The following is a 25,868-nucleotide window of genomic DNA, read 5'->3' as shown; positions in this document are numbered from 1 at the left end:
TCCACCGTGACATCCCGCACGCCCGTCTCGGCTACGGTGGCGTGATGCCCCGCACGCTGGTGATCAAACTGACCGCAGGCGCCAAGGAACCCGAACGCGCCAACCAGGCCCTCACCGTCGCCGCCACCGCCGTCGCGTCCGGCGCCACAGTCTCCCTGTGGCTGACCGGCGAGGCCGTCTGGTTCGCCGTCCCCGGCCGCGCCGAAACCGTCGAACTCCCCCACGCCGCGCCCCTCACCGACCTCCTGACCGCAGTCCTGGAAGGCGGCCAACTCACGGTCTGCACCCAATGCGCCAAACGCCGCTCCCTCACCGAAGCCGACCTACACCCCGGCACCCGAATCGCCGGCGCCCCCGCCTTCACCGAAGAAATCCTGACGGACAACACCCAGGCAATCGTCTACTAGCCTCACCACGCCTTGGTGAGGGCGTGGGCGGGGTAGTCGTGCAGCCCGACACACAGGCAGCCGGCTCAGGTCGGCGTACGCACGTGGCGCCCGGCGGCCGGGCGGAGGTGAGGGCGCGTGAGGCAGACGTCCAGCACCCGACGTGCCCACGGGCGACCAGCATCCCCACACACACGCAGCCGGCTCAGGTCGGCGTACGCACGTGGCGCCCGGGTCGGGGCCCGGTGTACGCCCGTGCCGCGCAGGCGCACCGCGGCGGCGCATACGTCACGGCCGCGCCCCCACCGACGCGCGTGCCCGGCAGACGGCGCGGCCGCAGGCCACCAACCACCCGGCGCAGTGGCCACGGATGGTACGGGCCAGTCAGCCGGTGACGGCGTCCATTCGCAGCACAGCACAGAGCACCTGCCACAGGCGCCCGGCGAGGGCAGCAGGCGGACGGCGGAGGCAGGCGGACAGCTCGGGACACATGTCGCCTCACACGCCGCCCGACCAAGGCCAGCGGACATCGTGGCCGCGTGCCACCACCCCACCCGAGGCCAACGGGCGGTACGAGGTAGTCAGCCAGGTACGGCGTACGCACGCGGCACAGCACTCGTCATAGGCCCGGCGTACGGCGGCACTAGGCGCGGGTGGCGCGCAGGTGCCGGCGTGTGCGGGTGGCCGCGCCGGTGCCGGTTGTAGGGGGTAGTAGGCGCGGGGCGATGGCTGAAGTGGCGGCTGGCGTTCGTGGGCGCTCAGCTGGTGGGCCCGGCGCGCCTGGGGTGGGGCGCCGGGCGGGGTGGGTTAGCGGCTGCGGCCGCCGTCGTCGCCTCGGCCTCGGTCGGAGCGGGTGCGGTCTTGGTCGCGTTGGGCGGCGGGGGTGCCGGGGCGCTCGGTGGTGGCTACGTTGCCGCCTTCGACCTTGACGGCGCTGAGGGGCTTCTGGTCCTGCCTGATGTGGTCGAGCTGGGCTCGCTCGTCGGGCGGGAGTTGCTGGCCTGGGCCGCTCTTCGGCTGGTTCGCCTGGCGGGCTTCGGCGATCGCCGGGTCCTCCGGCGGGCGCCACTGTGAGCCCTGCACCTCGCTTGTCTGACGGCCATCGGTCTGACCACCCGGGCTCTGGCCGTCCTGCCCGTCCTGGCCGAGGCCGGCGGTCTCGTCGACCGCGGACTGGGAGGCGTTCGCGAGCTGCTGTGTGTCGGGGCCCTTCGCCTGTGAGACCTGGTCGGCTCCCTGCTCACGGCCCTGCACCTGCTGCGTCTGTGTGTCAGCCTGCGGCCCCTCGACCTCCCCAGCCTCCACCTGCTGCCCGTTCAGCTGCTGGCCATTCAACTGCTGCCCGTCCACCTGCTGCCCGTCCACCTGCTGCCCGTCCACCTGCGGAGCCTCAACCTGCTGGGCGTCGACCTGCTGGCCGTTCAACTGCTGGCCGGTGAGCTGCTGACCGTCCTGCCCGAGGTCGGTCCCGTTCTGGTCGAGGTCGGTGCCGTCTTGCTCGAGGTCGGTCCCGTCCTGGTTCAGGTCGGTGCCCTCACGGCCGGTTTCCTCGGCGACGTACGGGCTGACGCCGTCCTGCTCCGCGCTGACGTCCGTGTCCTGGCCGGTGTCCGCGTCGAGGGTGGCGTCTTGCTGCTGATCGTCTTGCGCGAGGTCGGTCTCCTGCGCGCGGTCGGTCGCATCGAGGGCGCCTTCCTCCGCGACGTACGGGCTGACGCCGTCCTGCTCCGCGCTGACGTCCCTGTCCTGACCGGTGTCCGCGTCGAGGGTCGCGTCTTCCTGCTGATCGTCCTGCGCGAGGTCGGACTCCTGCGCGCGGTCGGTCGCATCGAGAGCGCCTTCCTCCGCGACGTACGGGCTGACGCCGTCCTGCTCCGCGCTGACGTCCGTGTCCTGGCCGGAGTCCGCCTCGGTCGACGGGTCGTCCAGTGCGTTGTCGGCTTCCGCGTCGAGGTCCTCGGCGCGGTCTTCGGCGTGGTCTTCGTCCAGGTGGTCGCCGATCTCGTCGGCCGCGATCGTGGCGCCGGCTGCTGCGCCGGCCGCGGTGGCGGGGTCGATGCCGTCCTCGCGGTCGCGCTGCTGGCGGTCCTGCTCCTCGCTCCTGCGGCGGTCCTCGTCGGCCTGCTCCCGCTCGTCCTCGCGGCGCTCGACCCCGTCGTCGACGCCGTCTCCGTCGCGGTCGTTGGCGTCGTCGTTGTCCCGGTCGATCTCGTCGCGGCGCTCGGTCGCGTCGTCGCGGTGGTCCCGGTCGAGGTCGGTGCGGTTCTCGACCCGGTCGTCGATCCCGTCCCGGTCGCGGTCGTTGTTGAGATCCGTGTCCTGCTGCTGGCGCTCCCGCTCGAGATCGCCCTCCAGCTCGCGGTTCTGCCGCTCGAGATCGTCGACCTGCTGCTCGGCCCGCGCGGCTTCGCGCTCGAGCTCGGCGGTCCGGTCCCGGGCGTCGTCGCGCTCGCGGTCAGGGCCCCAGCGGTCCTGGTTGAGCCCGCGCTCGATCGCGGAGCGACGCCGCTGCCCCTTGGTCAGCAACCGCCAGATCTGCTGCCCGCGGACCCGAGCGGTCCGGACGAACTTCCGGAGCTCGGAGACCATGATCCGGAGCAGGTCATCGGCGTCGACTTCCTCAGCCATCAGGCCACCTCGTTGGCATAGACGGAGTACCCGAAGCCGGCGGCGGTGTCGTCCGGTCCCGGCTGGGATGCGTACAGGTGGAACTCGGCGCCCGGCCGGAGCCAGACCGCCAGGTGCCGGCGGCGGCCGCGCCACTCCGGCGGGATGCGCAGGTCGTCACCCGGCCCCACATATACCGGTGGCCCCCAGTAGCGGCGGGCGAGCTCGAGCTGGGTCGGCCAGTGCGCGTCGAGACCTTCCTCGGCGAGCTCCAGCTCCGACGCACCGATCTCGTACGCCGACCAGCCGCTCTGCGGGCTCTCCGGCAGGACCGCGTCGGGCAGCACGAGCATCACCGTCTCGCGCTGGGTGACCAGCCCCCAGGTGTACCGATCCGGGTCGATGTTGCCCGGCGCCCACGGACGCCAGCCGGTGGCGGTGGTGACGCGGTTGACCAGGGCACGGATCGCGTCCATCCCCGTGGCCGGCGGTCCCCAGATCGGTCGCCAGTCGACGACCTCGGCCAGATCCGCCATCGCCCGCTCGTCATCGTCGGACGACCGCTCCTGCGTCTTCACGCCGCCACTCTCCTTCCGTCAAGTTTGCCCAGAGTATGCCCCGATCGGTGCCACCGGCCGACGTACAGACGCAGACCTGTGGATAACTGGTTCCGACGTCGCCGTTCGCGAGCAGTAACCGATGAACGCCGCCAGCACGGCTCCGGCTGCGTTGTAGTGGAATCATGAAGCTTCCGGCACCACCGACGGAGAAGTCGTTCGCGTCGCCGCTGCACCATCCGCGGGTGGCGACCGTCATCGGCCGCTGGCTCGGGACCGCCGTGGCGGTCTGCTTCCTGACCGGGCTCTACAGCCACTTCCTGCAGGACACCCCGAGCTGGCTGCCGATCCCCAGCCGTCCCGCGAACCTGTACCGCGTGACGCAGGGCCTGCACGTACTCAGCGGCATCGTCGCCGTCCCACTGCTACTGGCAAAGCTGTGGACGGTCTATCCGAAGCTGTTCGCGAAGTTCGATCCGAAGGCGATCCGTCCGGCGATCGAGCGGCTGTCGATCCTGGTGCTGGTCTCCTCGATGGCACTTGAACTCTTCATCGGGTTCGTCAACACGCTGCAGTGGTACCCCTGGCCGTTCCCGTTCCGGCAGACGCACTATGCGCTCGCGTGGATCATCGTCGGCGCGCTCCTCGTCCATCTGGCCGTGAAGCTCCCGCTGATTCGCGCGAACTGGCGCCGTACGCCGGAACCCGCGCCCGAGTCACTGCCCGCCGAAACGACCGGCCTGACCCGCCGCGGCCTGTTCCGTACAGTCGCCGGTGCGGCCACGCTCGTCGGCATCACCTCGGTCGGCCAGTCTGCACCGGCGTTCGGCCCCGTCGCCGTCCTCGCGCCGCGCAAGCCGAACGTCGGTCCGCAGGGTCTGCCGGTGAACCGTACGGCGGAAGCCGCCGGAGTGACCGGGATCGACGCGGACTGGCGGTTCACGATCGTGGGCCCACGGCAACTGTCCTACACGCTCGAGGAACTGCGCGCGCTGCCGCAGAGCCGCTCGGACCTGCCGATCGCGTGCGTCGAGGGCTGGAGTCAGGGCGCGCGATGGGAGGGCGTACGGATGCGCGACCTGCTCGCGGCCGCCGGTGCCGCGCCGAACTCGAGAGTGCGGGTCGTGTCGATGGAGAAGGGCGGCTTCTATGCGACCAGTGAACTGCCGGAGGAGTTCGCCGCTGACCCGCTGACGTTGCTGGCGTTACGGCTCAACGGTGCCGAACTCGCACTTGACCACGGGTTTCCGGCGCGGATCATCGCGCCGAATCGGCCCGGGGTGTTGCAGACCAAGTGGGTGCATTCACTGGAGGTCATGACATGAGGTTGCGCATCGGATTCCTGGCTGCCGGCGCGGTGACGGCCCTGTGGGGTGTTTGGGAGTTGATCAGGGCCGTGGACCTTCCAGCTCTGGTGCGGTTGCCGCTCTGGCTGGGCGGAGCCGTGGTGGCAGACGACTTCGTGATCGTGCCACTGACAGTCGGAATCGGCTGGCTGGTGACTCGCTGGTCCGCGGGGCCAGGGCGGCACCGTACGGTCGGCGTGGTGCGGACGACCTTGTTGTACGTCGGAATCACCAGCCTGATCGCCCTGCCGTTGCTGTTACGGCAGGGCACGGGCGCGAATCCGACCGTCCTCCCCCGCGACTATCTGCGCGACTGGTTATTGCTGGAAGCAACGATCGTCGCGGTCGGCTACCTCTGCTTGATGTTCAGGAGGTCGCGGGCCTCGTCCGGTGACATCGGCGGCCGCTGAGCCAGAGTCGCCAGCGCGGCCGCGCGCTCGACCAGCTCGGCGTTGTGCGTGACCGGGTGCCCCTTCGCCAGCGTCAGCGTGTCCTCCATGCCGACACGGAGGTTGCCGCCCTTCGACAGCGCGGCCAGCGCGACCGTCAGCGACGTACGGCCGATGCCGGTGGCGGACCAGGACGTGACCGCGCCCGGCAACGCGTTGACGGCCGCCACGAGCGCGTCCGCCGTACCGGGCATGCCGCCGGGGACACCCATCACCAGGTCGCAGTGCACGCGGCCGCCGTACGGCAGGCCGTGTTTGTCCAACAGCCGGTGCAGCGCGGCGACGTGGCCGAGGTCGAACAGCTCGAACTCCGGGACGACCTCCCGCTCCTGGGTGAGCTGGAAGAGCTGCGTGACGAACGGCCACGGGTTCATGAACACGTCGTCGTCGAAGTTGACCGTGCCCATCGTGAGCGAGCACGAGTCCGGGGCGGCGTCGAGCACCCGGAGACGGTCCTCGTACGGATCGGTGACCGCGCCGCCGGTGGACAGCTGGACGATCAGCGCGGTGTTCTCACGGACGGCGGCGACGGTGTCGGTCAGCCGGCCGAGATCCAGCGTCGGCCGGTGCTCGCCGTCCCGGATGTGGATGTGGATCATCGCCGCTCCCGCGGCCTCGCAGCGCTTCGCGGTCTCGACCAGCTCGTCGAGCGTGGTCGGCAACGCCGGGCAGTCCGCCTTCGCGGTCTCGGCACCGGTGGGAGCAACAGTGATCAGAGTCGACGCCATGGACGAATCCTGCCAGATCGGGTCTCGAAACGGATATTTGCCGGTCGGAGGGTCCGATGACCGGACGATCTCCGGCAGGAGAAGATGTCGCCATGAGAGCCGTAGTACAGCGAGTCAGCCGGGCGTCGGTCACCGTGGACGGCGAGGTGGTCGGGGCGATCGAGGGGCCCGGGCTGGTGGTCCTGCTCGGCGTCACCCATGACGACACCCCCGAGAAGGCCGCCGCGCTGGCCGCCAAGATCTGGACCCTCCGGATCCTCCACGACGAACGCTCCGCGGCCGACGAACAAGCCCCGATCCTGGCCATCAGCCAGTTCACGCTGTACGCCGATACGCGCAAGGGCCGCCGCCCTTCCTGGAGCGCAGCCGCCCCCGGCCCGGTCTCGGAGCCGCTCTACGACTCGTTCTGCGCCGCACTGGAAGCCCTCGGCGCCAAGGTGGAGCGCGGCGTCTTCGGGGCGGACATGCAGGTCACGCTGACCAACGACGGCCCGGTCACGCTCATCCTGGACGCATAACAGAGCCGGCCCCCGGATCCGTGCGGGATCCGGGGGCCAGGATTCTGGGTCGGTGAGGTTCGACTCAGACCATGTCTGCTGAGATCAGCCGACGACACCGGCGGCCGAGTGGCCGACGACGACCTTGGTGTTGAGGCCCTGGACCTCGACGACCAGCGCGTTCACCGAGATGTAGCGCTTCTGCCGCATGACCTGGTTGAAGGTCAGCCGCGCGATGCCCGGGATCTCCAGCGTCTTGTTCTCGCCGGTCGGGACCGCGTAGGTCTTGCCGCCGACCTTGATCGAGGCGATCGTCGAGGACGAGCTCACGCCGGCCTTGCCGTCCTTGGTCTTCCACGCCGACGCCGAGGACTCGACGGCGCCGATGGACAGCGTGCCGACCTTCACGCCCGCGACGTGCGAGGTGAAGTTGATGTACGACTTGCCCTCGCCGATGGCGCCGTTCTTGGTGGTGTAGACACCGCCGACGTAGGCGACCTTCGGGATGTTCAGCTCGCCGACCGCGACCCGGACCGTCTTGCCCTCGGTGCCCTGGCAGGTGGTCTGAAGCGACGTGGCGTCGGAGACGACCAGCTTGTCGGCCGTGGCCTTGGTGCCGTAGGCGTCACCGATGACCAGCGCGGTCGCCGGCTTCGAGATCTCCGCGCGGGTCTTCAGCACCGCGACGTCGACGCCCTGCGGGATGTACTGGTTCTTCACCGTCGCGTGCAGCACGACCGCCTGCGCGTACGAGTAGATGCCGGACGCGGTCTTCACGCCGCCGACACGGTTCAGAACGATGTAGCCCAGGCCCGGGACCGCGACCTTGGTGTTCGGCTTCGGGTTCAGCAGCGACGGCACCGAGATCGCGCCGATCCGCACGCCCGCGAAGGTGGTGCTGCCGGTGTAGGACAGCTGGCCCTTCGAGTACTTCGACGTGGTGGTGGTCTTCACGCCGGTCAGCGTGAGCAGGCTGCCGACGCGGATGTCGGCGGCCACCGCGGTGCTGGTGACGCCGGTACCGCTGGCGTTGTTGAAGCCGTGCGTGTCGGTCTTCACCGAGCGCGCGATCGCCTGCCCGTTCACGTTCGCCGCGGCGATGTCGTTCTTGTCAGCCTTGTTGGCGTCCGTGGTGCAACCGAACTTGCTGATCACCTGCGGGCCACTGTTCGCCAGCCCGGATTGAACATCGGTCCCGTACGAGTAGCCGCTGTAGCCGAAAACCGGCGAGGCGGACGCGGAACCCGAGGTCAGCGCGATCGTAGAAGCCACGCCGACAACCGCCGCAACTCCGACGGCAGCGAGCTTCTTGTATCCGATGCGGGGTCGCATTGACCCCTCCTCCCTGAGTGATGACGTGACCCGCAGCGCGGGTCAGGACACAGACACAACTCAGCCGATTGCGGTAGGTGACGAGCCGACCCCGCTCCGAGACCAAACCGTTACCTTGCCGCTCGCTCCACGAGATTTCCCGGCCACACCCGTAACTCGGCTGCGATGACCGAAACCCCTTGTCGTCTGAGCGATTCCGGACATGCCGAAGGGCCCGGACGCGCAAGGTCCGGGCCCCTCGGTGCTTACTTCAGGGTGGGCCACCTCGGGTGGTGGTGGCACCTTCAGTAACGAACGACTGCTCAGACGGTGACGGCCACTTCCGCAACCTCGCCGTACTGCGCGACCACCTGACGGTCGACCGGGTCGGCCTTCGGGGCCAGCGTGCGCAGCGTCCAGCTGCCCGGGGCCGCGAAGAACCGGAAGTGCCCGGTCGCCGAGGTCGGCACCTCGGCGGTGAACTCACCTCCTGCGTCCAGCAGCCGTACGTACGCGCCGCCGACCGGCTCCTCGCCGCGCAGCACCTGGCCCTGGATCACGGCTTCCTTGTCGACGTCCACGCCCTTGAGGTCGAGGCCGCCCTGCTTAGCTCCGCACATGTGTCACGCCTTTCCGGGCTCGTCGCCGAGGGCAACGGGTACGCCGACCAGCGAACCCCACTCGGTCCAGGATCCGTCGTAGTTCTTCACGTTCGCCTGGCCGAGGATCTCGTGCAGCACGAACCAGGTGTGCGCCGAGCGCTCGCCGATCCGGCAGTAGGCGATGGTGTCCTTGCCGAAGTCCACGCCGGCGTCGGCGTACAGCTGCTTCAGCTCGTCGTCGGCGCGGAACGTGCCGTCGTCGTTGGCCGCCTTGCTCCACGGGATGCTGGCCGCGGTCGGGATGTGGCCCGCACGCTGCGCCTGCTCCTGCGGCAGGTGGGCCGGGGCGAGCAGCCGGCCGGCGTACTCGTCGGGGCTGCGCACGTCGACCAGGTTCTTCACGCCGATGGCGTCCTTGACCTCGTCGCGGAAGGCGCGGATCTCCAGGTTCTGCGGCTGCGCGGTGTACTGGGTGGCCTCGCGCTTGACGACCTCGTCGGTCAGCTCACGGCTGTCGAGCTCCCAGCGCTTGCGGCCACCGTCGAGCAGGCGGACGTCACCGTGGCCGTAGAGCTTGAAGTACCAGTACGCATACGCCGCGAACCAGTTGTTGTTGCCGCCGTACAGCACGACCGTGTCCTCGTTCTTGACACCACGGTCGGACAACAGCGCCTCGAACTGCTCCTTGCTGACGAAGTCGCGCCGGACCGGGTCCTGCAGGTCGTCCTGCCAGTCGATCTTGATCGCGCCGGCGATGTGGCCGGCGTCGTACGCCGAGACGTCTTCGTCGACCTCGATCAGGACAACGCCGTCGTCGAACTTGTGCTCCTCGACCCAGTCGGCCGAGACGAGCGCGGATTCCCTGCTCATGTGTGCTGCCTCTTCTCAGTTGGTAGCGGTGGTTGGCGTACGAATGCGATGGATCAGCAGATAGGCCTCGCAACCGAGGCAGAGCCCGACGGCCGCGTTCACGAACGCGGCGACCAGGGCGAATCCGGTGGCGACCACGCCCAGGACGGTGGCGCCGGTCAGGAACCCGACCAGGCCGACGACCGCGAAGACGAGGCCGACCAACTGGGCGAACCGCGGCGGCGCCGCGTCCTCCAGCTCCTTCGGCGGCCCCAGCCGAGGCCGGACCAGCCGCTTGAACAGCAGCCCGTACGGCGACGCGCCGACGCCGAAGGCGACCGACACCGCGAACACCACGGCCTGCACCGCGAGCGGCCAGGGGTTGTTCAGGACGAGCGTCAGCGCCAGGACGACGGTGGTCACACCCGCGGCGAACCGGAGCCCGCGCGGATCCACCTTGGCTGTCTTTTCGGACATGACGACTCCCGGAGGAGAGGGATGTCGAGCCGGAACCCGCCCGGGTATGCGGGAGGCGACGTACGCGGAACCGTGCTCAGCGACCGGTTCCGCAGCGCTCTGGACGCCGCCTGGTCAGCGGCGTCGACACAGCGACGAGCGCACGCGGCAGTTGTCCACCGCGCGCCGCTTCGTCAGCCAAGTCGTGTAAACCACGCATTGAGACTACGGAACCCGGGCGGACCCACCACCCGTGGTCCCATCACATGAGACAACTGATCAAATCGTGGACGGCCCGTGCGTCAGACCCGGACCACGTTGGTGCCGGCGACCTTGTCGTGCAGCGCCTGCTTCTTGTCGTCCCAGAGCGGCCAGAGGTAGTTGAGCAGGATGGCCAGCGAGGCGAAGATGCCGAAGACCGGGATCGATCCGGCGAGGTAAAGAACCAGGTCGAAACCGCAGCGCTTCGCCGCGGCGCCGCGCGGCGGCGGGCCCGGGACGTCCCGCAGCCGGACCGCGATCCCGGTCGCCATCTTGCCCGGCGTGCGGCCCTTCGTGACGAGGAACAGGTATTCGTACACGAAGAAGACCAGATACCCGATCACCGAGGCCGGGATGGCGTACTTGAACACCTCGGGCGGCATCGCGACCGGAGTCGTACTGCCTGCCCGCGCGGCGTCCATCACGTCCTCCAGCCAAGAGGTCATCACCTGGCTGGACTGGTAGTAGAAGTATCCGGTCAGCGGCAAGGCGATGAACCAGGCGATGATCGAGTCGAGGATGAGCGCGAAGACACGCCGCCACCAGCCCGACAGCAGCTGGCCGTCCGGCGTGGTGCCGGAGCTCTGTCCCTGGTACCCGAAGCCCGAGTCGGCCTGGGGGTACGCCGGGTAACCGCCCTGCTGCGGGACTCGCTGGCCGTACTGCGGAGCCGGCTCGGCCTGCTGGCCGTACACCTGGCCGTGCTCAGCGCGCTGACCGTACTGCGGGGCGTCGGCGGTCCTCGACTGACCGAACTGGCCCTGGTACGGCGCTGGGCCCTCCTGCGGCCGGCGCTGATCCGTCCAGGCGCTGCCGTCCCAGTACCGCTCCTGGTTCGGGTCCTCGGGGTCGTTGTACCAGCCTGCTGATTGAGAGCTCACCGGGAGAGTCTTGCCTACCTGCAGGTCCATTGGCCATCCGGTAGCGACTACCGGACGCGGTCAGCTGGGCTGGCGGTCGATCGCGACGGCCAGCGCGGCGATCACATCAGGCTTCCGGGGAGCCCCGCTGGCGCGCTTCACCACCGCTCCGGTGCTGTCCAGCACCAGCGTGGTCGGCGTACGCAAGATGTCCAGACGGCGTACCAGTTCGAGGTGCGCCTCGGCGTCCAGCTCGACGTGGCGCACGCCGTCGACCATACCTTCCACCTCGGCCAGTGTCCGCCGGGTGACCCGGCACGGCGCGCAGAACGCCGACGAGAACTGCAGCAGCGTCGCCCGCTCGCCCAGCTCCGCACCCAGCTCCGCAGCCGTCACCCGCTCCACGTCGACCTCGTTCTTCCCGCGAAAGCGCCCGTCGACCCAGGCCTTGAGCACGCTCAGCGTCACGCCGGCTACGACCGCCGCGACGAGTACCCACAGGCCCAGGCTCACAGTTACCCACGGTACGACGCGCCGTTCACGATTCAACTGCCCGTTTCACGTGCTGAGAAGCACCTGCGGGTCCACAGCGAGGCGGTGGCTCGACCGGCCGGTCGGCCACGGCAGGCAGTCGTCGCCGTCACCTGGGTACCGCGGGACCACGTGCAGGTGCAGGTGGTCGACGCTGCGGCCGGACCCGGGTCCGCTGGCGTTCAGCAGGCAGACACCGGTTGCTCCGAGCCTCTCCACCATCCGCTGCGCGATGCGCTGGGCCAGGTCCATCACCTGAGTCAGGTCATCCGGCTTGGCGTCCAGCAACCCCGCACCCGTGTGACGCCGGGGCACGACCAGCGTGTGCCCCGGAGCGATCTCCTCACTCGGCAACGGGAGGAACGCGACCGCCACGTCCTCCTTGGCGATCCAGCGGGCCGAGTCGGCGGAGATCAGACCGCAGAAGACGCAGGCATCCATCTGTCGATTCTCCTCCGGTCTAATAGGTCCTGTGGAGAGCGGAGTGACGGTGCGGTCCGGGTTGGTGATCCCCGAGGCCGAGCTGGCGTGGCGGTTCTCCCGGTCGAGCGGACCGGGCGGGCAGTCGGTGAACACCACGGACAGCCGGGTCGAGCTCAGCTTCGACGTCGCGGGGACGTCGGCGTTGAGCGACGTACTGAAGGCCCGGGCGCTCGAGCGGCTGGGGTCGCGGCTGGTTGACGGTGTACTCACGATCGCCGCGTCGGAGTACAAGTCGCAGTGGCGCAACCGGGAGGCGGCGCGGGAACGGCTGGCCGTCGTGGTCCGCGAAGCGATCGCTCCGCCGCCCCGGAAACGACGCCCGACGAAGCCGAGCAAGGCATCCGTACGGCGCCGGCTGGACGACAAGAAGCGCCGCGGCGAGACCAAGCGCCTGCGCGGCCGCCCGAACGACTAGCGCGGCCCTTTGGCTGGATAGGCTTCCGCCGTGCAGGAAACGGGGAGCGGGGGATCTGAGCAGCATGAGCCGGAGGAGCTTCCGGAGTTCCAGGACCTCAAGGTGCGCGGGCGTTCGCTGCGGACCTGGGGGCTCAGCGCCGGCGCCGTCCTGCTGGCGATCTCGGCGGCCTTCGGCGGACTGAAGAAAGCCGGCGACGAGACTCCGCAGGTGGACGCCGGAACCGCGATCGACGCCGGCCAGTTCGAGGTGACGATCCAGCGGGTGGTCACCGTGAAGGATCTGAAGCCGCTGTTCACCCCGGACGACGGCGGCGCCCTGATCGGCGTCGTGACCAAGCTGAAGGTGACCGACGACACCGGCACCACGCCTCCGCCGGACCTGATCCGCCTGATCGGCGTCCCCGGCGTGAAGGACACCGATCCGCCGCTCGGCACCACCAACCTCCGCGACGCCACGATGAACCCGGTGCTCACACCGGACGCCGCCGAGGACGTCGCGTACGTCTGGAAGCTGCCCAACGCGAAGCAGCTCCCGACCGAGGTCAAGCTGACCGTGCAGGGCTACCAGCACGAGGACGAGTCGATCCTGGACCACCACGAGAAGTGGCTGCCGGACGCGATCGTCGCGGACAGCACCGTCAAGGTGAAGGACAACACCAAGTGAGCCGGCGGAAACTCCTGAACGCCGGCCTCACGCTCGCCGTCCTGGTCGCGATCGTGGGTCTGTACCGGCTCACGCCGACGCAGAAGGACATCCAGGACCCGACCGCGGTGAAGGGCATCCCCGGGCGGGTCGTGCACACGCCGCGGTTCGACCTGACCGTCGACGACGTACGGGCCGGCAAGAAACTCCGGATCCCGCGCTCGACGCCGGACCGCGACTCGCTGACCGCCTTCGTGGTCGTCGACGCCACCGTCACGGCCAACCGGGAGCCGATGCACATCTTCGACGTCCGGATCCGCTCCGCCGACGGCGTCACGTACCTCGGCGCCAACCGCAGCGGCCTGGACCAGTTCGACCTGACCGGGACCGAGTTCGCGCCGGACATCCCGGTCCGCGGCTCGTTCGTGATCGAGATGCCGGCCGACAAGGTGCCCGGGGCAACGTTGCTGGTGATGGAGAAGTCGATGCTGAACGACCTCGAGCCGCAGGTCACCGTGCCGCTCGGCGACGACGCCCCCGCGGTGGAGGACGTCGTGTCCCTGACCGCTGCGAGCGACACGTGACCGGCGCCCGGCGGGCCCGGCGCGGGTGGTTCCGCAAGAACACCGTCGCGCTCGCGACCCTGGTGGTGGCGATCCCGCTGGCCGGGTGGTGGACGACGCGCAGCGACTACAAGTCCTGGTACGACGACGAGCCCCGCGACGCCGTCGACGTGGCGGCCGGCGGTACGTCGTACAACGGCGCGACCTGGTACGCCGCGAGCGTCGAGGAGAGCCCGCGACCGTCGCGCGCCGGTTCCGATCAGGACGAGCTGCCCGACGGGACGACGCGGATCCGGGTGTACTTCCGGCTGCAGGTCGACAACCTGTCCGCGCTCGACGGGCTCGGCGGATGCCGTATGCACCTCCGCGCGCCCGACGGCCGGATCTGGGACGAGACCCAGCTCGCGGACGACTACCAGGATCGTCCGACCGGCTGCACGGGCGGCAGCGACGACCAGCCATCGAGCTGGCGTGGCGCCGCGGCGCCGTACTACCTGAAGCCGGTGGCGGGGAAGCCCTTCGAGACGGTGGCGGTGTTCGTCGTACCGTCGTCGGTCGCCGGCAGCGTGCAGCCGACGATCACCTGGGCTACGAAGCTCCCTCAGTACCTGGCATTCCCGAGGTAGCCGCGCTGAGGTCGGTGACGCCGTGGTCACCGGCCGGCTGCTCATGGACCGCCCGGGTCCGCGGGGTCAGGTAGCCGGCCAGGCCGCCGATCATCCGGTCGTACGCCGCGGCGAGCAGGCTGACCTGCAGCATGATCTTCAGGCCGTCGGTGACCAGGTTCAGCGGCTCGTCGATGACCTGCCAGAACTGGAGCGTGTGCGGCCCGAGGACCCACACCTTCAGGGCGATCCACACGCCACTCGCGGCGAACGTGACGACCGCCCAGGCCAGGAAGTACCCGAGCATCGGCCGCAGACCGGAGCGGACCACCAGCCGGAACGCCTCCACGACGGGCGTCCAACGATCCTTCCAGTCCGACACCACCGAGTTCCCGGCGACGCGGACGATCCGCGGCGTCTGCTGCCAGCGATGGGTGATGCGGTCGAACCGCCAGCGTGGCTTGTCGAGCTTCTGCACGACACGGCCGTAGATCACCGCGGTCATCGTGATCCACATCAGCGGGAGCACGGCCGCGTCCCAGAGGTCGGCGATGCCGGCGGCAACGAACCCGGTGACGGTGTCCCACACCTCACGGACCTGGTCGACGCCCAGCACGTGGTCGAGCACCCACGTGTACCCGTCGTGCAGCCATTGCCAGACCTGGCGTTCCTTCAGCCAGGTCTTCGGTGACGGGATGTACGAGGACGCCTGGTAGATGACCACGAAGATCCACAGCGCCTCCAGGTAGGTGACGAACAGCTTGCGGACCGGGCCTTCCTTGTCCTTCTTCCATTTCTTGAACACGAAGCGGAGCAGGTACGCCGTGACGCCGAGGCCGATGAACAGCCAGGTGGACAGCGACTGCAGGCCCGTGGACTGCGGCGCCACCGTGCCACCGGTCAGCACCGTCGCCGCCGTCTCGTTCACGTTGTGGACGGCCAGCTGGTACTCGTAGTCGAGCGCCTCGGTCTGCAGGAACTTGTACGCCGCGTAGAACGCCAAGAACGGCAGCAGCGCCGCCGCGATCGCGTCGAGCAGCTGATTCTCACGGCCCGGCTCCACGCCATCCGGGGCGAGCACGCCCTCGGCCACCGCGCGGCGGTGGAACGGGAGCTCGCCGCGCAGGACCAGGAACATCGTCACGTACATCGCGAGCGAGACCACGACAAGCAGCGCCAGCACGGCGATGCCGGCTGCCTGCGCCTTGGCACCCGCCTCGACCGCCACCCATTGCAGGCCCCGGTGCGCCAACTGCGCCACTAGGAACACCGCCAGCAGGCGCGGCCAAGCCTTACCGAACAGAACCCCCGCCCGCCCCACCGTAGTGAGCAACGTCCCCGACTCCATCGCCACGGCGAAGAATCTACCTCCCAACAAGTCCTCACCAGCCCGCCGCCGGTCAGGCGTCGGTCAGCCGCCGGCGAAGGGGGGTAGTGCGTCTACGAGGGCGCCGTCGGTGAGCGGCGTGCTTGGGTCGGCGCGCTCGCCGTCGAGGAGGAAGGTGCAGATCGACAGCACCCGCGCCAGCTCCGGCCGGTCGGTCGACACGGTCGTCACCAGGTCCCGGATCGAGCCCGCGTCGGCGGTCGCCGTCGACTCCCCGGCCGCGGAACGGGCGGCAGCGAAGTACCTGATGGTCACTTCCGGCATCTGGTCCGCGCCTCACTAATCGGTTAAGTCTCGGCTATTATGTCAGCTTGCTGTTAGACCCAGTGTGTCTCAGGCCCCCGGCAACGACGCCGTCGGGGCCTGACGTGCACGAGGACCGGATCGCTGGTTCTGGATCCGACGATCAGCACAAGGAGACGGCGTGAGCACGTTGCTTCTGCTGACGAACGCCCTGCAGGCCTCCACCGAGGTGCTGCCGTCGCTCGCCCTGCTCCCCCACCAGATCCGCATCCTGCCCGCCGAGGTCGCCGCGCTGGTCGACGCGCCGGACGCTGACGCCGTGCTGCTCGACGCCCGCCGCGACCTGGTCGCCGTCCGCAGCGCCTCCCGGCTGATCCGCACCACCGGTATCGACGTCCCGCTGATCCTGGTCGTCACCGAGGGCGGCCTGACCGCGGTCAACGCCGACTGGGGCGCGGACGACGTGCTGCTCGACACCGCCGGCCCCGCCGAGATCGAGGCCCGGCTGCGACTCGTCATCGGCCGTCTCGCCGCAACCCGCAACGACGAGCCCGAGTCCACGCTGATCCGCAGCGGCGACGTCGTGATCGACGAGGCGTCGTACACGGCGAAGCTCAACGGCCGCGCGCTCGACCTCACGTACAAGGAGTTCGAGCTGTTCAAGTTCCTCGCGCAGCACCCAGGCCGGGTCTTCACGCGGGAACAACTGCTCCAAGAGGTTTGGGGCTACGACTACTTCGGAGGCACGCGCACCGTCGACGTACACGTGCGGCGCCTGCGCGCCAAGCTCGGCCCCGAGCACGAGGCGCTGATCGGCACCGTGCGGAACGTCGGCTACCGCTTCGTCGTCCCGCCGGCCCCCACCACCCGCGAGCCCGCCGAGGCCAGGTCCTGAAAGGACCTCAGAGGAAGAACTTCAGCAGGGTGAAGGCGAGCGCGGCCGCCGTGGCGAGCGCCGCCTTCCCGGACCCGATGCCCTGCCGGACCGCGGCCACGAACACTCCGATCGTGATCGGCACCAGCATCACCAGCAACGTGACCCCGGCCGCGTGAACGCCGACGTGCGACTGCAGCGTCAGAAGCCAGCCAACTACGAACGCGAATGTCAACCCGAGCCAACTGGTGATCTGCACCGGCCCGTCCGCGCTGCGATGCCCGCGATGCGAAGCCCTGGTGGCCCGCCGGTGCGAGGTCGGAGCAACGTGCGCCATCGCTCACCTTCCGTAAGTACCTGAGTACGCAAGGTACCAGCAACTCTGACGAGAACGAAAAGCCGGTACGCCGCGGTCGGCGCGACGTACCGGCCCTCGTTTCAGCCGCAGGCTGCGATCAGGAACCGACGGAGATGCGGTCGGTCGCGACCGGCGTGTACGGGTCGTGCGCGGTCAGGTAGTTGGCGAACGCGTCGATGTCCAGCCCGCCGAAGAACTTGTTCGTCGCCGTGGTGAAGGCCGGGAACCCGTCGCCACCGTCGGAGAGGAAGTTGTTCGTGACGATGCGATACGTCGTGGCGTCGACCAGCGGCTGCCCGCCGATCTTGATCGAATCGGCCACCACCTTCGAGCCCGCCGGTGCGGCCGGGTTCCAGGTGTAGGTGATGCCCGCGACCTGGAGCACCTTGAACTTCGGCGCCTCCGGACCGTTCACCCCGGAGAACTGCTGCTCCAGCAGAGCCTTGATCTGCGTCCCGGTCATGTCCATTGACACCAGGAAGTTGTTGAACGGCTGGACCGTGAACGCCTTCCCGAAGGTGACCTCACCGTTCGTCGAGAGCAGGTCGGCGCGGATGCCGCCCGGGTTCATGAACGCCGCGACCGGGGTCTTCCCGCCGGTCACGACGCTCGGGTCGGCGAGCTGCGCATCGGCGATCAGGTTGCCCAGCGGCGACTCGAGCGAGTCGTCGTTCGTCCGCACCACCGACTCGGTGGTGAGGTGACCGATCACCTTGTTCTCGATCGGGGCGACCAGCGTCTTGTACTTCGCGATCAGGTTCGCGGTCTTCGTGTCCGGCACGACGTCCCGGGTGACGATCTGGTTGTTCGCCATGGTGTTCAGGCGGTCGACGTCACCGGTCGCGTTGTCGATGCTCAGGCGGACCTCGGTGACCAGCCGGCCGAACGACGACGCGCTGGTGACGAGCCGCGGGTTCTTGTCCTTGTCCGGCAGCGAGCAGTTGTAGCCCTGGTGGGTGTGGCCGGAGATGATCGCGTCGATCTCCGGGTCCAGGCCGGCGTTGATGTCGACGATCGGGCCGGAGATCCCGGGGCAGCTGTCGTACGCCTTCGGGTCGGCCGGGAAGCCGCCTTCGTGCAGCAGCACGACGATCGACTCCACGCCCTTCTTCTTCAGCTCCGGGACCAGCGCGTTCGCGGTGTCGACCTCGTCCTTGAAGGTCAGCCCCGCGACGCCGGACTTGGTCACGATGTTCGGCGTGTTCTCCAGCGTCATACCGATGAAGCCGACCTTCTTGCCGTCCTTGAAGGTCTTGATCGTGTACGGCGCGAACAGGGTCTTGCGGGTGTTCTCGAAGAACACGTTCGCGGACAGGTACTTGTACTTCGCGCCCTCGAACGGGTGCGCCGCGTCGGGGCAGGAGTTCTGGTTGTTCTGCCCGTCACCGTCGGGGAGGCAGCCGCCGGTCTGCATCCGGAGCAGCTCGTGCCAGCCCTCGTCGAACTCGTGGTTGCCCACCGACGCAGCCGCGAGCCCCATCCCGTTCAGCGCTTCGACCGTCGGCTCGTCGTGGAACGCCGCCGACAGCAGCGGCGACGCGCCGATCAGGTCACCGGCCGCGACCGTCACCGAGTCCTGCCCCTTCGCGGCGGCAGCCGCCCGGAGCTGCTTCAGGTGCGTCGCCAAGTAGACCGCGCCGCCGGCCGGGGTGCCGTTGATGTTGCCGCTCGAGCCGGACGGCGGCTCGAGGTTGCCGTGGAAGTCGTTGATCGCGAGCAACTGGATCTGACTGTGCGTCGGCTTCGGCTTGGCCTGCGCCTGTGCGTTCTCCTGCGCCGCAGCGTCCTGCGTCGCGGCTCCTGCCTGGCTCACGGATCCCCCCGCAGCCAGGGCGAGCGCCGCGGCCGTCCCAGCGGCGAGCAGCCCCACTGCCCGCCCCCACCGCGCCCTGCCTCGTCCTGTGATGGCCATTTCTTCTCCGTCGTCGTCTCGGTCACCGCTGTTTGCGATGCCGCGAAATCCTCCGCGGTGCCGGGAAAGTTACCGGTGACGACGCGCCCTCGCCAGGACCTGGGCATGAACTGAACCGGACCTTTTACGGTATTCAGGTGACTCTCGAAGCCGTTCCCTCACCGTTGCCCTCGGCCACCGCCGCCGCCGTCACGGAACTCGCTCGCGCCGCAGCACACAGCGACGGCGTCAACCCGCTCTCCGAACGCACCCTCCTGCACCTCGACGGCGAACACCCCGACGACGTCCACGTCCTCGCCTACGAAGGCGATCCGGGCACGATCGAGGTCACCGGCCTGCAGAGCGCCCGCAACCTCGTCGGATACGGCGCCTTGTCCCCCGACGGCTCGGCCGAACTCTTCGTCGCCCCACCTTTCCGCCGGCAAGGCTTCGGCGCCGCGCTCCTGCGGATGCTGCTCGACCACGGCGGCAGCCGTACCCGCGTCTGGGCCCACGGCCGGCTGCCCGGCGCCGACGAGCTGGCCCACCGCCTCGACCTCGAGGTAGCGCGGGAGCTGTACTTCCTCCGCCGTACCAGGGCCGACCTCCCGACCCCGGTCTGGCCCGACGGCATCGACGTGCGGACGTTCGTTCCCGGACAGGACGACGCCGCCTGGCTGCGCGTCAACGCGGCAGCCTTCGCCGACCACCCCGAACAGGGCAGCTGGACCGAAGCCGACCTGACCGAGCGCCTCCATCAGCCATGGTTCGACCCGAACGGCTTCTTCCTCGCCGTCGACGCCGCAGGCGACGTAGCCGGCTTCCACTGGACCAAGGTCGAGGAGGGGGTAGGCGAGGTCTATGTAGTAGGAGTCTCCCCCACCCACCAGGGCCTGGGCCTGGGCAAGGCGCTGACCCTCCAGGGACTCCATTACCTCCAGTCGACCCGCGACCTCGACGAGATCGTCCTCTACGTAGACGGCACCAACACCGCGGCAAGAGCCCTCTACAACTCGCTCGGCTTCACCACCGCCGCCCTGGACGTCCAGTACGCCCCGCGCTCCTTGTGAACGACATCACAAAAGCTTTCCGCGTCATAAACCCAGCCCACCCCCGTCCCACCAGCAACCAGGAGCCGTCCGAGCCTCTTACCCCCCAGCCGGGCGGCTCCTGGCCCCAAACCCGGTTGTCCACAGCCTGCACCTTTTGACATAGAGCCCTCCGCCCACCGCCCGTTACGATCGTGACGACTACGGAGGGCTGACACTCGTGACACACCGCAACAGGCCATCAACCGCACTCCTGGCCTGCCTAGCCACCGCCACACTCCTCACCGCCTGCACCCAGGAAAGCCCAGAGGCCGGCAGACCTAACACGGCCCCGCCGACCGCGTCGTCATCCGGCAACCCGCACCCCAGCGAGTCAACAGCAGCGACACCGACGCCAACCGGTCCGCCGACCCGGCCGGCGGAGGCCGACGGTCTTTCGCTTGCGGCGGCCGAAGCGTTCGTCCGCCATTACGTGGACCTGATGAACTACGCCTCCCAAACCGGGGACGGCGGCCCGCTCCTGACCGCCAGCGAGGCCGGTTGCGAGGGCTGCAGGCAATATGCCGACTTCGCCGCGAAGGTGAACGCCGCCAATGGCGGCCTCAGTGGGGACTACTTCGAACGCGTGTCCGAGGTCAGTGGACTGGTTCGAGGCAGTAGCGGCCATCTCCGTGGATCCGCGGCCGTCACGATCGGGTCGTACACGACGAAGGGCTCAGCGTCCGCCGCACCAGTCACAAGCAAGGCCACGAGCTACACGGAACAAGTCGCTCTGTCGCCGAGCAAGGGCAATTGGATCATGTTCGAGATAAAACTCGAGGAGCGCCGATCATGAGTCTCGGGGCGAAACTCCTCGTTGCCGTGGTCGCCGGACCGGCGCTGTTGACGGCCGTCACGGTGCACGCCGCGGCAATTGCCCCGCGTTCGGGAGTGGCAGCCAGCCCATCGCCGCATCCCCGCAAGCCGATTCCCACTACGGCGGCCACCACAGACCGGGAGACGCTCCGGCTCAGGGGCACGCAGCGCGAGCAGAATTCTCGGCTGGGCGACCCTCCGCCTGCTCGCACTCAGCGAAAGAATCCCAAGAAGCCTGCGCCCGGAACGCCTCCTAGAGAAGAACGAGTCAATACGTCGGATGCGAAGCAGGACCTACGGATTCACGACGCCGGCTGTAAACCGACACAGATGCAGGGAAAGGTCGACGCCCCGAACATCTGTCCCCCGGACAAGCCCGAGATCGAGAACCCCATCAAGCGGGCCACAGTTCGCCGGATCGTGCGACCGCGACCGGAAGACGTCACCTGGGAAGAGGTTCGATCCGAGACGAAGAGCCTGGTATTTCCCGGCCTCTCGGTAAAGGTGCAGCCCGACGGACGGACCTTGGTAAATCTCGACACCATCGTCTACACCGACGAGAGCAAGGTGTCGACGTCGACCGTGACGTTGCTCGGCTTCCCGGTAACAGTCCAGGCAACGCCGATCAGTTACACCTGGCATTTCGGGGACGGAAGCCCGGCCCTGACGACGAGCAGTCCGGGCAACCCCTACCCGTCGAAAGAGATCACGCACAAGTACATGAGGCGAGGGGCGGTCGCCCTCACCGTGACGACCAACTACGCCGCCCGCTTCAACGTCGCCAACACAGGTTGGCAGTACGTCGCCGGCACCATCTCCGCGACCGGGCCCGCCACGCCGCTCCTTGTCCGCGAAGCCGTGCCGGTCCTCGTGGACCCTGGGCGCTGACTCTCACGCGGTTCAGGTGGCGCGGTTGACGGGTCAGTTTCGGAGCGGCGAGTGGCCCGGGCGAGTGTGGGGATTGACTGTCGGGGTGGCGTGGCGGGTGCCTTGGCCGAGTTGGGGGCGGTGGGTGATGGCGCCTGTGGGTGAGGGCTGGGAGGCCAGGAAGCGGAGGCCGTCGAGGGTGTCTCGGCGGGCGGCGGATGACGCCGGCCGGCGCTCAGAAGCGGGAGTGGGCTGGTCGCCGCCGGTCAGGCGGTAGTGGCGGCGGAGTTCGTCGACCTTTGCGTCCAGGGCTGATCGGATCTCGCGGGCGACCATCTGGCCCGTGGCCGCCGACGCGCCCGGAAGCGTCGGCCAGTAGTTGTGCAGCATCGGCTCTATGAGCTGAGCCCGGACGGCCTGTTGGGTTGGTCGGTCGCGGTGCGTCAGTTCATTCAATTGGTTGGCCACGACGGCATGAGCGAACTGGTCGAAATGCAGCAGTCCAGGTCCCCGGCAGGCATCGTTGATCAAGGCGTTCTCCGGGTATGCCGGTCCGGTGATGTGGGCCATGAGCTCTCGAGTTGCCGCGAACGCCCCTGGGTAGCGCGGATCGCCGAAGGCCAAGGCACCGTACCCTGCACGCTTCGCGAAGAGCTCGAAGTCGGCGGACGTGCGGACCTCGGCAAAGCCTTCCATGACGCCGCGCGAGTGCTCGGTCCACACCGCGTTCGGCTCACCGGGCGCCTTGATCTGCATCGCACCGTGCGTCGCCTCGTGCAGAACCGTCGCCAATGCCTCGGCCTGGTCATCCATCTGACCAGGGAGGACAGATCCCGTCAGGTGCAGCAACACTCGACTCTCGGACAGTCGGAGGACGCCAGTCTTCGGATCAAGACCGCCCAACGTGTCCAGGCTCGTCTTGTACAGCTCGCGGTTCCAGCGGTCGGCTGCCGCCGGCCGCAGCGAGCGCGCGATCCGATACAGACGCTCGACCTCGCGGTAGACGAACGAGTCCGGGGACACCCGCTGGCCGAGGCTCACCGTCAGTCCTCAGGCCAATGCCCACGCAGCATGATCTCCAGGTGATGCAGCGCCCGCGTCATGCCCCGGATATGAGGCGCCTCGTCGGCCGGGGCCCGATCGGCGATCGCCCAAATCTTGTGCCGGGCCTCCGCCAGTACGTCCGCCTTCTCCTCGTCTGTGCCCTCCGCGATCCACGCGGCCGCATGGATCGCGCCCGCCTCGTGGTAGAGCGGGCCGTACTCGCGGGGCGGGGGCGGCGGCTCGGCGAGGTCCTCGATCATTCCGAGGGCGAAGGTCCGGTCTTCACCGTCCGGCTCGTCTGCGATCAGTGCCCGCAGCTTTCGCTGGGCCGCCGCTAGGTCGAAGGTCGGATCGGTCTTCTGCTCGTGGCGTGCCTGCGCGAACTCGGAGTTGAATCGCGCGATGTCGAAAGCCATTCCGGCCCCTTCAGAGCTCGTCGTCTACTGCTCGCCACGATATCGACGCGCGCCGTGAGTTCGCGGAAGTTATCCACAGGGCGTTACGACCCCGCTCGCGAGGCCATCCCCGGTCCTCGTGGACTCCGGCCTCAGTCTCGGAGCGGCGTGTGGCTCGGGCGAGTGTGGGGATTGACTGTCGGGGTGGCGTGGCGGGTGCCTTGGCCGAGTTGGGGGCGGTGGGTGATGGCGCCTGTGGGTGAAGGCTGGGAGGCCAGGAAGCGGAGGCCGTCGAGGGTGTCTTGGCGGGCGGCGGATGACGCCGGCCGGCGCTCAGAAGCCGGAGTGGGCTGGTCGCCACCCATGTGGTGCGGGACTGTCAGGCGGTAGTGGCGGCGGAGTTCGTCGACCTTTGCGTCCAGGTCGGATCGGATGTCCCGGGCGACCATCTGGCCGGTTTCGGCAGAGGATTTTGGGAGCGTTGGCCAGTGGGCGTGGAGCATCGGTCCGATGAGCGCGGCCCGGGCGGCTCGATGGTCTGCTTCGGAGCTCGGCAGGACGTCGGCCAGCCTGTTCGCGACGACTGCGTGGGCGAACTGATCGAAGTGCATCACGCCTGGGCCGCCGCTCGCCGCGTCGAGCAGATCGTCCCTCGTGCAGGCCGGTCCGGTGACGTGCGCCATCAGGTCGCGGGTTGCGGCATAGGCCCCCGGGTACTGCGGCGTGTCCAGCGTCAGACCGGGATAGCCAGCTCGCTCCGCGAACGCTTCGAAGTCTGCGAAGGTGCGCACCTCCGCCAATCCTTCGATCAGGCCGAGCGAGTGCTCGCTTCGTACGGCGTTCGGCTCCGTCGGAGCATCGATCTCCATCCCACCGTGTATCGCCTCGTGCAGGACGGTTGCCAGAGCCTCGGCCTGTTGTTGTGGATGGGTGGACGACACCGATCCGGTGAGGTACTGCAGTACCCGATGTTCGGAGAGCTTGAGGGCGCCGGACCTGGGATGAAGGCCGCCCCAGGTGTCCGCGCTCGTCGCGTACAGCTCGCCGCTCCAGCGGTCGACCGCCGTGGGGCGTAGGGATCTCGCGATGCGGTAGAGGCGTGCGACTTCGTGATAGGAGGCCGAATCGGGGTCGATGCGGCGCTCGAGGCTCATGGTCAGTCTCGGGGCCAGGTGGGCTCGCGGAGCTCATTCTCGATGTGCTCGAGGGATCGCGTCATCGCCCGGATGGGCGCCTCTTCTTCCTGGGAGGCGCGGTCGGCGATCGCCCAGATCTTGCGCCGTGCGTCCGCGATCGCCGCTGCTTTCTCTTCGTCCGTCCCCTCGCCCGGGTACGCCGCGGCCTGGATCGCGGCGGCTTCGTAGTAGAGCGCGCTCCATTCACGTGGCGCGGGCCGTGGCTCGGCGAGCTTGCCGATCAGCCGCACCGCCCAGTCGCGGTCATCACCCTCCGGCTCGTCCGCGATCAGGTCGCGAAGCTTCTGCTGAGCGGCCTCCAGGTCGAAATCCCGGTCGGTCTCCTGCTGGTACCGCGCCGCCGAGAAGGCCGAGTTGAACCGCGCAACGTCGAACGCCATCTAGCCCTCCAGAGCCGTAGATCAACCGATCGTCACGATAGTCGCGGGCTGCGTGGCGCCGTGGAAGTTATCCACAGAGGGCGGCGCGGAGGTGGTTGGTGAGGTGGGTGTGGGCTTTGCGGGTGGTGCCGGGGACTGTGAGGAGGCTGGCGTAGCCGTGGGCCAGGGTGGGGTGGTGGGCGTGGGTGAGGGTGTTGCCGGCTGATGCGAGGGCCTTGGCGTATTCGATGCCTTCGTCGCGGAGGGGGTCGAAGCCGGCGGTGGTGAGGTAGGTGGGTGGAAGGCCGGTGAGGTCTTCGGCGCGGAGGGGGGAGACGATCGGGTCGGGGCGGACGGTGGGGTCGGGGGTGTAGTGGTCGCGGTACCAGATGATGTCGTCCTCGGTGAGGATGAAGCCTTCGGCGAAGAGGTCCCGGCTGGGGCGGCGGGCGACGAGGTCGAGTGCCGGGTACAGCAGGACCTGGAGGGCCGGCTGCGGGAGGCCGCGGCGGACGGTCTGCTGGGCGACCACGGCGGCCAGGTTGCCGCCGGCGCTGTCGCCGCCGACGGCGATCAGCGCGGGATCGGCGTTGAGGTCCTCGGCGTGCTCGACGGCCCAGGTGAACGCGGCGATGGCGTCCTCGGCGGCGGTCGGCGCGGGCGCCTCGGGGGCGCGGCGGTAGTCGACGGACAGGACGCGGATTCCGGCGTCGGCGGCGATCGCCCGGCAGAGCGCGTCGTGCGTGTCGAGGTCGCCGACCACCCAGCCGCCGCCGTGGAAGAACACCAGCAGGCCGCGGGAGTCCGCGGCCAACGGCACGTACAGCCGGGCCCCGAGCTGCCCGTCGGCTCCACGCACGGTCAGCTCGGTGACGCGCTGTACATCCACGGGCGTCCCGGGGACCAGCTTCAACAGGTTCTTGAACCGGACACGCGCGCCCGCGGCGTCGGTCTTGGTTGTATGTGGCAACAAGTTGTCGACCCGGACGAGCAGCTGCAGGTCCGGGTCCAGGGTGTTCCCGTCGATCTGGATCGGTGCCCCGGCCAGCCGGCGGCGTACGGCGGCGGGCAGCGCGTACAGCGGGGCCAGAGCGTTCGCTTGAATGGCGGTCACCGTGTCACGCACTACGGAATCCGGTCGTAGGTTCACAAGGTGTGACGCTAGCAACTAACGCGCTGACCGCTACCCGTTGTTCACC

31 protein-coding genes are annotated in these 25,868 nt (G+C 68.9%); 12 read left to right on the top strand and 19 right to left on the bottom strand.

Translation table 11 applies throughout. From position 1 onward, the window contains the following. Positions 1-44: 44 nt before the first annotated feature. On the top strand, positions 45-407 hold the full coding sequence (locus tag ACWEOO_RS00470; protein ID WP_452141099.1) for a DsrE family protein: 363 nt from the start codon (positions 45-47) through the stop codon (positions 405-407). A gap of 786 nt (positions 408-1,193) precedes the next feature. Here the strand turns inward: ACWEOO_RS00470 and ACWEOO_RS00465 are convergent. After that, positions 1,194-3,014, bottom strand: a complete 1,821-nt coding sequence (locus tag ACWEOO_RS00465) for a hypothetical protein (RefSeq protein ID WP_452141098.1) — start codon at positions 3,012-3,014, stop codon at positions 1,194-1,196. Next, a complete protein-coding gene (locus ACWEOO_RS00460; RefSeq protein ID WP_452141097.1) occupies positions 3,014-3,571 on the bottom strand; it encodes a hypothetical protein in 558 nt (185 codons plus the stop codon). Before ACWEOO_RS00460 ends, ACWEOO_RS00465 begins: the two co-directional genes overlap by 1 nt. 164 nt (positions 3,572-3,735) lie before the next feature. On the opposite strand from ACWEOO_RS00460, the gene ACWEOO_RS00455 reads away from it, so the two are divergent. Beyond that, positions 3,736-4,875 (top strand): molybdopterin-dependent oxidoreductase, encoded by a 1,140-nt coding sequence (locus ACWEOO_RS00455; protein ID WP_452141096.1) that lies wholly within the window; start codon positions 3,736-3,738, stop codon positions 4,873-4,875. After that, positions 4,872-5,306 (top strand): hypothetical protein, encoded by a 435-nt coding sequence (locus ACWEOO_RS00450; RefSeq protein WP_452141095.1) that lies wholly within the window; start codon positions 4,872-4,874, stop codon positions 5,304-5,306. The genes ACWEOO_RS00455 and ACWEOO_RS00450 overlap by 4 nt, the downstream gene beginning before the upstream one ends. On the opposite strand, the gene ACWEOO_RS00445 is transcribed toward ACWEOO_RS00450, so the two are convergent. Then, positions 5,246-6,073: a 3-keto-5-aminohexanoate cleavage protein gene (locus ACWEOO_RS00445; RefSeq protein WP_452141094.1), complete on the bottom strand. Its 828-nt coding sequence runs from the start codon at positions 6,071-6,073 to the stop codon at positions 5,246-5,248. The two genes, ACWEOO_RS00450 and ACWEOO_RS00445, sit on opposite strands and share 61 nt — an antisense overlap. Before the next feature lie 92 nt (positions 6,074-6,165). Here ACWEOO_RS00445 and dtd point away from each other — a divergent pair, with 92 nt between their 5' ends. Beyond that, entirely contained in the window at positions 6,166-6,591 is a 426-nt protein-coding gene (gene dtd / locus ACWEOO_RS00440) for a D-aminoacyl-tRNA deacylase (protein WP_452141093.1), read from the top strand. Between the two features lie 84 nt (positions 6,592-6,675). On the opposite strand, the gene ACWEOO_RS00435 is transcribed toward dtd, so the two are convergent. From ACWEOO_RS00435 to ACWEOO_RS00405, 7 genes are all read right to left on the bottom strand, one after another. Next, positions 6,676-7,902 carry a choice-of-anchor P family protein gene (locus ACWEOO_RS00435; protein ID WP_452141092.1) on the bottom strand — a complete coding sequence of 409 codons (1,227 nt, stop codon included), beginning with the start codon at positions 7,900-7,902 and terminating at the stop codon, positions 6,676-6,678. Positions 7,903-8,204: 302 nt separating this feature from the next. Beyond that, on the bottom strand, positions 8,205-8,501 hold the full coding sequence (locus tag ACWEOO_RS00430) for a DUF1416 domain-containing protein (RefSeq protein WP_363710051.1): 297 nt from the start codon (positions 8,499-8,501) through the stop codon (positions 8,205-8,207). Between the two features lie 3 nt (positions 8,502-8,504). Continuing rightward, positions 8,505-9,353 carry a sulfurtransferase gene (locus tag ACWEOO_RS00425; protein WP_452141091.1) on the bottom strand — a complete coding sequence of 283 codons (849 nt, stop codon included), beginning with the start codon at positions 9,351-9,353 and terminating at the stop codon, positions 8,505-8,507. 15 nt (positions 9,354-9,368) lie between these two features. Next, a complete protein-coding gene (locus ACWEOO_RS00420) occupies positions 9,369-9,809 on the bottom strand; it encodes a DUF4395 domain-containing protein (protein ID WP_452141090.1) in 441 nt (146 codons plus the stop codon). A 281-nt stretch (positions 9,810-10,090) separates the two neighbouring features. Then, complete coding sequence (locus ACWEOO_RS00415; RefSeq protein WP_452141089.1) at positions 10,091-10,930, bottom strand: RDD family protein; 840 nt, start codon at positions 10,928-10,930, stop codon at positions 10,091-10,093. Positions 10,931-10,990: 60 nt separating this feature from the next. After that, complete coding sequence (locus ACWEOO_RS00410) at positions 10,991-11,422, bottom strand: thioredoxin family protein (protein WP_452141088.1); 432 nt, start codon at positions 11,420-11,422, stop codon at positions 10,991-10,993. 45 nt (positions 11,423-11,467) lie between these two features. Continuing rightward, positions 11,468-11,881 (bottom strand): HIT family protein, encoded by a 414-nt coding sequence (locus ACWEOO_RS00405; RefSeq protein WP_452141087.1) that lies wholly within the window; start codon positions 11,879-11,881, stop codon positions 11,468-11,470. Between the two features lie 31 nt (positions 11,882-11,912). Here ACWEOO_RS00405 and arfB point away from each other — a divergent pair, with 31 nt between their 5' ends. From arfB to ACWEOO_RS00385, 4 genes are read left to right on the top strand one after another with little or no spacing between them, the layout of a single operon-like run. Next, a complete protein-coding gene (gene arfB / locus ACWEOO_RS00400) occupies positions 11,913-12,338 on the top strand; it encodes an alternative ribosome rescue aminoacyl-tRNA hydrolase ArfB (RefSeq protein WP_452141086.1) in 426 nt (141 codons plus the stop codon). A 30-nt stretch (positions 12,339-12,368) separates the two neighbouring features. Further along, complete coding sequence (locus ACWEOO_RS00395; protein ID WP_452141085.1) at positions 12,369-13,004, top strand: hypothetical protein; 636 nt, start codon at positions 12,369-12,371, stop codon at positions 13,002-13,004. Beyond that, entirely contained in the window at positions 13,001-13,567 is a 567-nt protein-coding gene (locus tag ACWEOO_RS00390) for a hypothetical protein (RefSeq protein ID WP_452141084.1), read from the top strand. Before ACWEOO_RS00395 ends, ACWEOO_RS00390 begins: the two co-directional genes overlap by 4 nt. Further along, on the top strand, positions 13,564-14,172 hold the full coding sequence (locus ACWEOO_RS00385; RefSeq protein ID WP_452141083.1) for a hypothetical protein: 609 nt from the start codon (positions 13,564-13,566) through the stop codon (positions 14,170-14,172). Before ACWEOO_RS00390 ends, ACWEOO_RS00385 begins: the two co-directional genes overlap by 4 nt. Here the strand turns inward: ACWEOO_RS00385 and ACWEOO_RS00380 are convergent. Both ACWEOO_RS00380 and ACWEOO_RS00375 read right to left on the bottom strand, forming a co-directional pair. Further along, positions 14,135-15,499, bottom strand: coding sequence for a hypothetical protein (locus tag ACWEOO_RS00380; RefSeq protein ID WP_452141348.1), 1,365 nt, complete (start codon positions 15,497-15,499; stop codon positions 14,135-14,137). The genes ACWEOO_RS00385 and ACWEOO_RS00380 overlap by 38 nt on opposite strands. 63 nt (positions 15,500-15,562) lie before the next feature. Continuing rightward, positions 15,563-15,802 carry a MoaD/ThiS family protein gene (locus tag ACWEOO_RS00375; protein ID WP_355695721.1) on the bottom strand — a complete coding sequence of 80 codons (240 nt, stop codon included), beginning with the start codon at positions 15,800-15,802 and terminating at the stop codon, positions 15,563-15,565. Positions 15,803-15,962: 160 nt separating this feature from the next. Between ACWEOO_RS00375 and ACWEOO_RS00370 the strand changes: the two genes are divergently transcribed. Continuing rightward, positions 15,963-16,676 carry a response regulator transcription factor gene (locus ACWEOO_RS00370; RefSeq protein ID WP_355695720.1) on the top strand — a complete coding sequence of 238 codons (714 nt, stop codon included), beginning with the start codon at positions 15,963-15,965 and terminating at the stop codon, positions 16,674-16,676. A 7-nt stretch (positions 16,677-16,683) separates the two neighbouring features. Here the strand turns inward: ACWEOO_RS00370 and ACWEOO_RS00365 are convergent, their stop codons facing one another. Together ACWEOO_RS00365 and ACWEOO_RS00360 are read right to left on the bottom strand one after the other, a co-directional pair. Beyond that, entirely contained in the window at positions 16,684-16,992 is a 309-nt protein-coding gene (locus ACWEOO_RS00365) for a hypothetical protein (RefSeq protein WP_452141082.1), read from the bottom strand. A gap of 118 nt (positions 16,993-17,110) precedes the next feature. Continuing rightward, the gene (locus ACWEOO_RS00360) at positions 17,111-18,925 is read right to left on the bottom strand and encodes a bifunctional metallophosphatase/5'-nucleotidase (RefSeq protein WP_452141081.1); all 1,815 of its coding nucleotides are present in this window, start codon (positions 18,923-18,925) and stop codon (positions 17,111-17,113) included. Positions 18,926-19,062: 137 nt separating this feature from the next. Here ACWEOO_RS00360 and mshD point away from each other — a divergent pair, with 137 nt between their 5' ends. The 3 genes from mshD to ACWEOO_RS00345 all read left to right on the top strand — a co-directional run bounded on the left by mshD (position 19,063) and on the right by ACWEOO_RS00345 (position 21,696). Continuing rightward, positions 19,063-19,974, top strand: a complete 912-nt coding sequence (gene mshD / locus ACWEOO_RS00355; RefSeq protein ID WP_452141080.1) for a mycothiol synthase — start codon at positions 19,063-19,065, stop codon at positions 19,972-19,974. Between the two features lie 199 nt (positions 19,975-20,173). Continuing rightward, a complete protein-coding gene (locus tag ACWEOO_RS00350) occupies positions 20,174-20,788 on the top strand; it encodes a DUF6318 family protein (protein WP_452141079.1) in 615 nt (204 codons plus the stop codon). Beyond that, positions 20,785-21,696 carry a PKD domain-containing protein gene (locus tag ACWEOO_RS00345; RefSeq protein WP_452141078.1) on the top strand — a complete coding sequence of 304 codons (912 nt, stop codon included), beginning with the start codon at positions 20,785-20,787 and terminating at the stop codon, positions 21,694-21,696. The genes ACWEOO_RS00350 and ACWEOO_RS00345 overlap by 4 nt, the downstream gene beginning before the upstream one ends. A gap of 33 nt (positions 21,697-21,729) precedes the next feature. Here ACWEOO_RS00345 and ACWEOO_RS00340 read toward each other — a convergent pair whose 3' ends face one another. The 5 genes from ACWEOO_RS00340 to ACWEOO_RS00320 form a co-directional block, all read right to left on the bottom strand. After that, a complete protein-coding gene (locus ACWEOO_RS00340; protein ID WP_452141077.1) occupies positions 21,730-22,716 on the bottom strand; it encodes a hypothetical protein in 987 nt (328 codons plus the stop codon). A gap of 2 nt (positions 22,717-22,718) precedes the next feature. Then, on the bottom strand, positions 22,719-23,135 hold the full coding sequence (locus ACWEOO_RS00335; RefSeq protein ID WP_452141076.1) for a hypothetical protein: 417 nt from the start codon (positions 23,133-23,135) through the stop codon (positions 22,719-22,721). Positions 23,136-23,266: 131 nt separating this feature from the next. Beyond that, complete coding sequence (locus ACWEOO_RS00330) at positions 23,267-24,268, bottom strand: hypothetical protein (RefSeq protein WP_452141075.1); 1,002 nt, start codon at positions 24,266-24,268, stop codon at positions 23,267-23,269. Between the two features lie 2 nt (positions 24,269-24,270). Beyond that, positions 24,271-24,690 (bottom strand): hypothetical protein, encoded by a 420-nt coding sequence (locus ACWEOO_RS00325; protein WP_452141074.1) that lies wholly within the window; start codon positions 24,688-24,690, stop codon positions 24,271-24,273. Positions 24,691-24,757: 67 nt separating this feature from the next. Then, a complete protein-coding gene (locus ACWEOO_RS00320; RefSeq protein WP_452141073.1) occupies positions 24,758-25,783 on the bottom strand; it encodes an alpha/beta hydrolase in 1,026 nt (341 codons plus the stop codon). Between the last annotated feature and the right edge of the window lie 85 nt (positions 25,784-25,868).

It is taken from the genome of Kribbella sp. NPDC004138, from assembly GCF_053603655.1.
The sequence above is the reverse complement of the archived record's forward strand: the minus strand, read 5'-3'. Positions and strand labels throughout refer to the sequence as shown.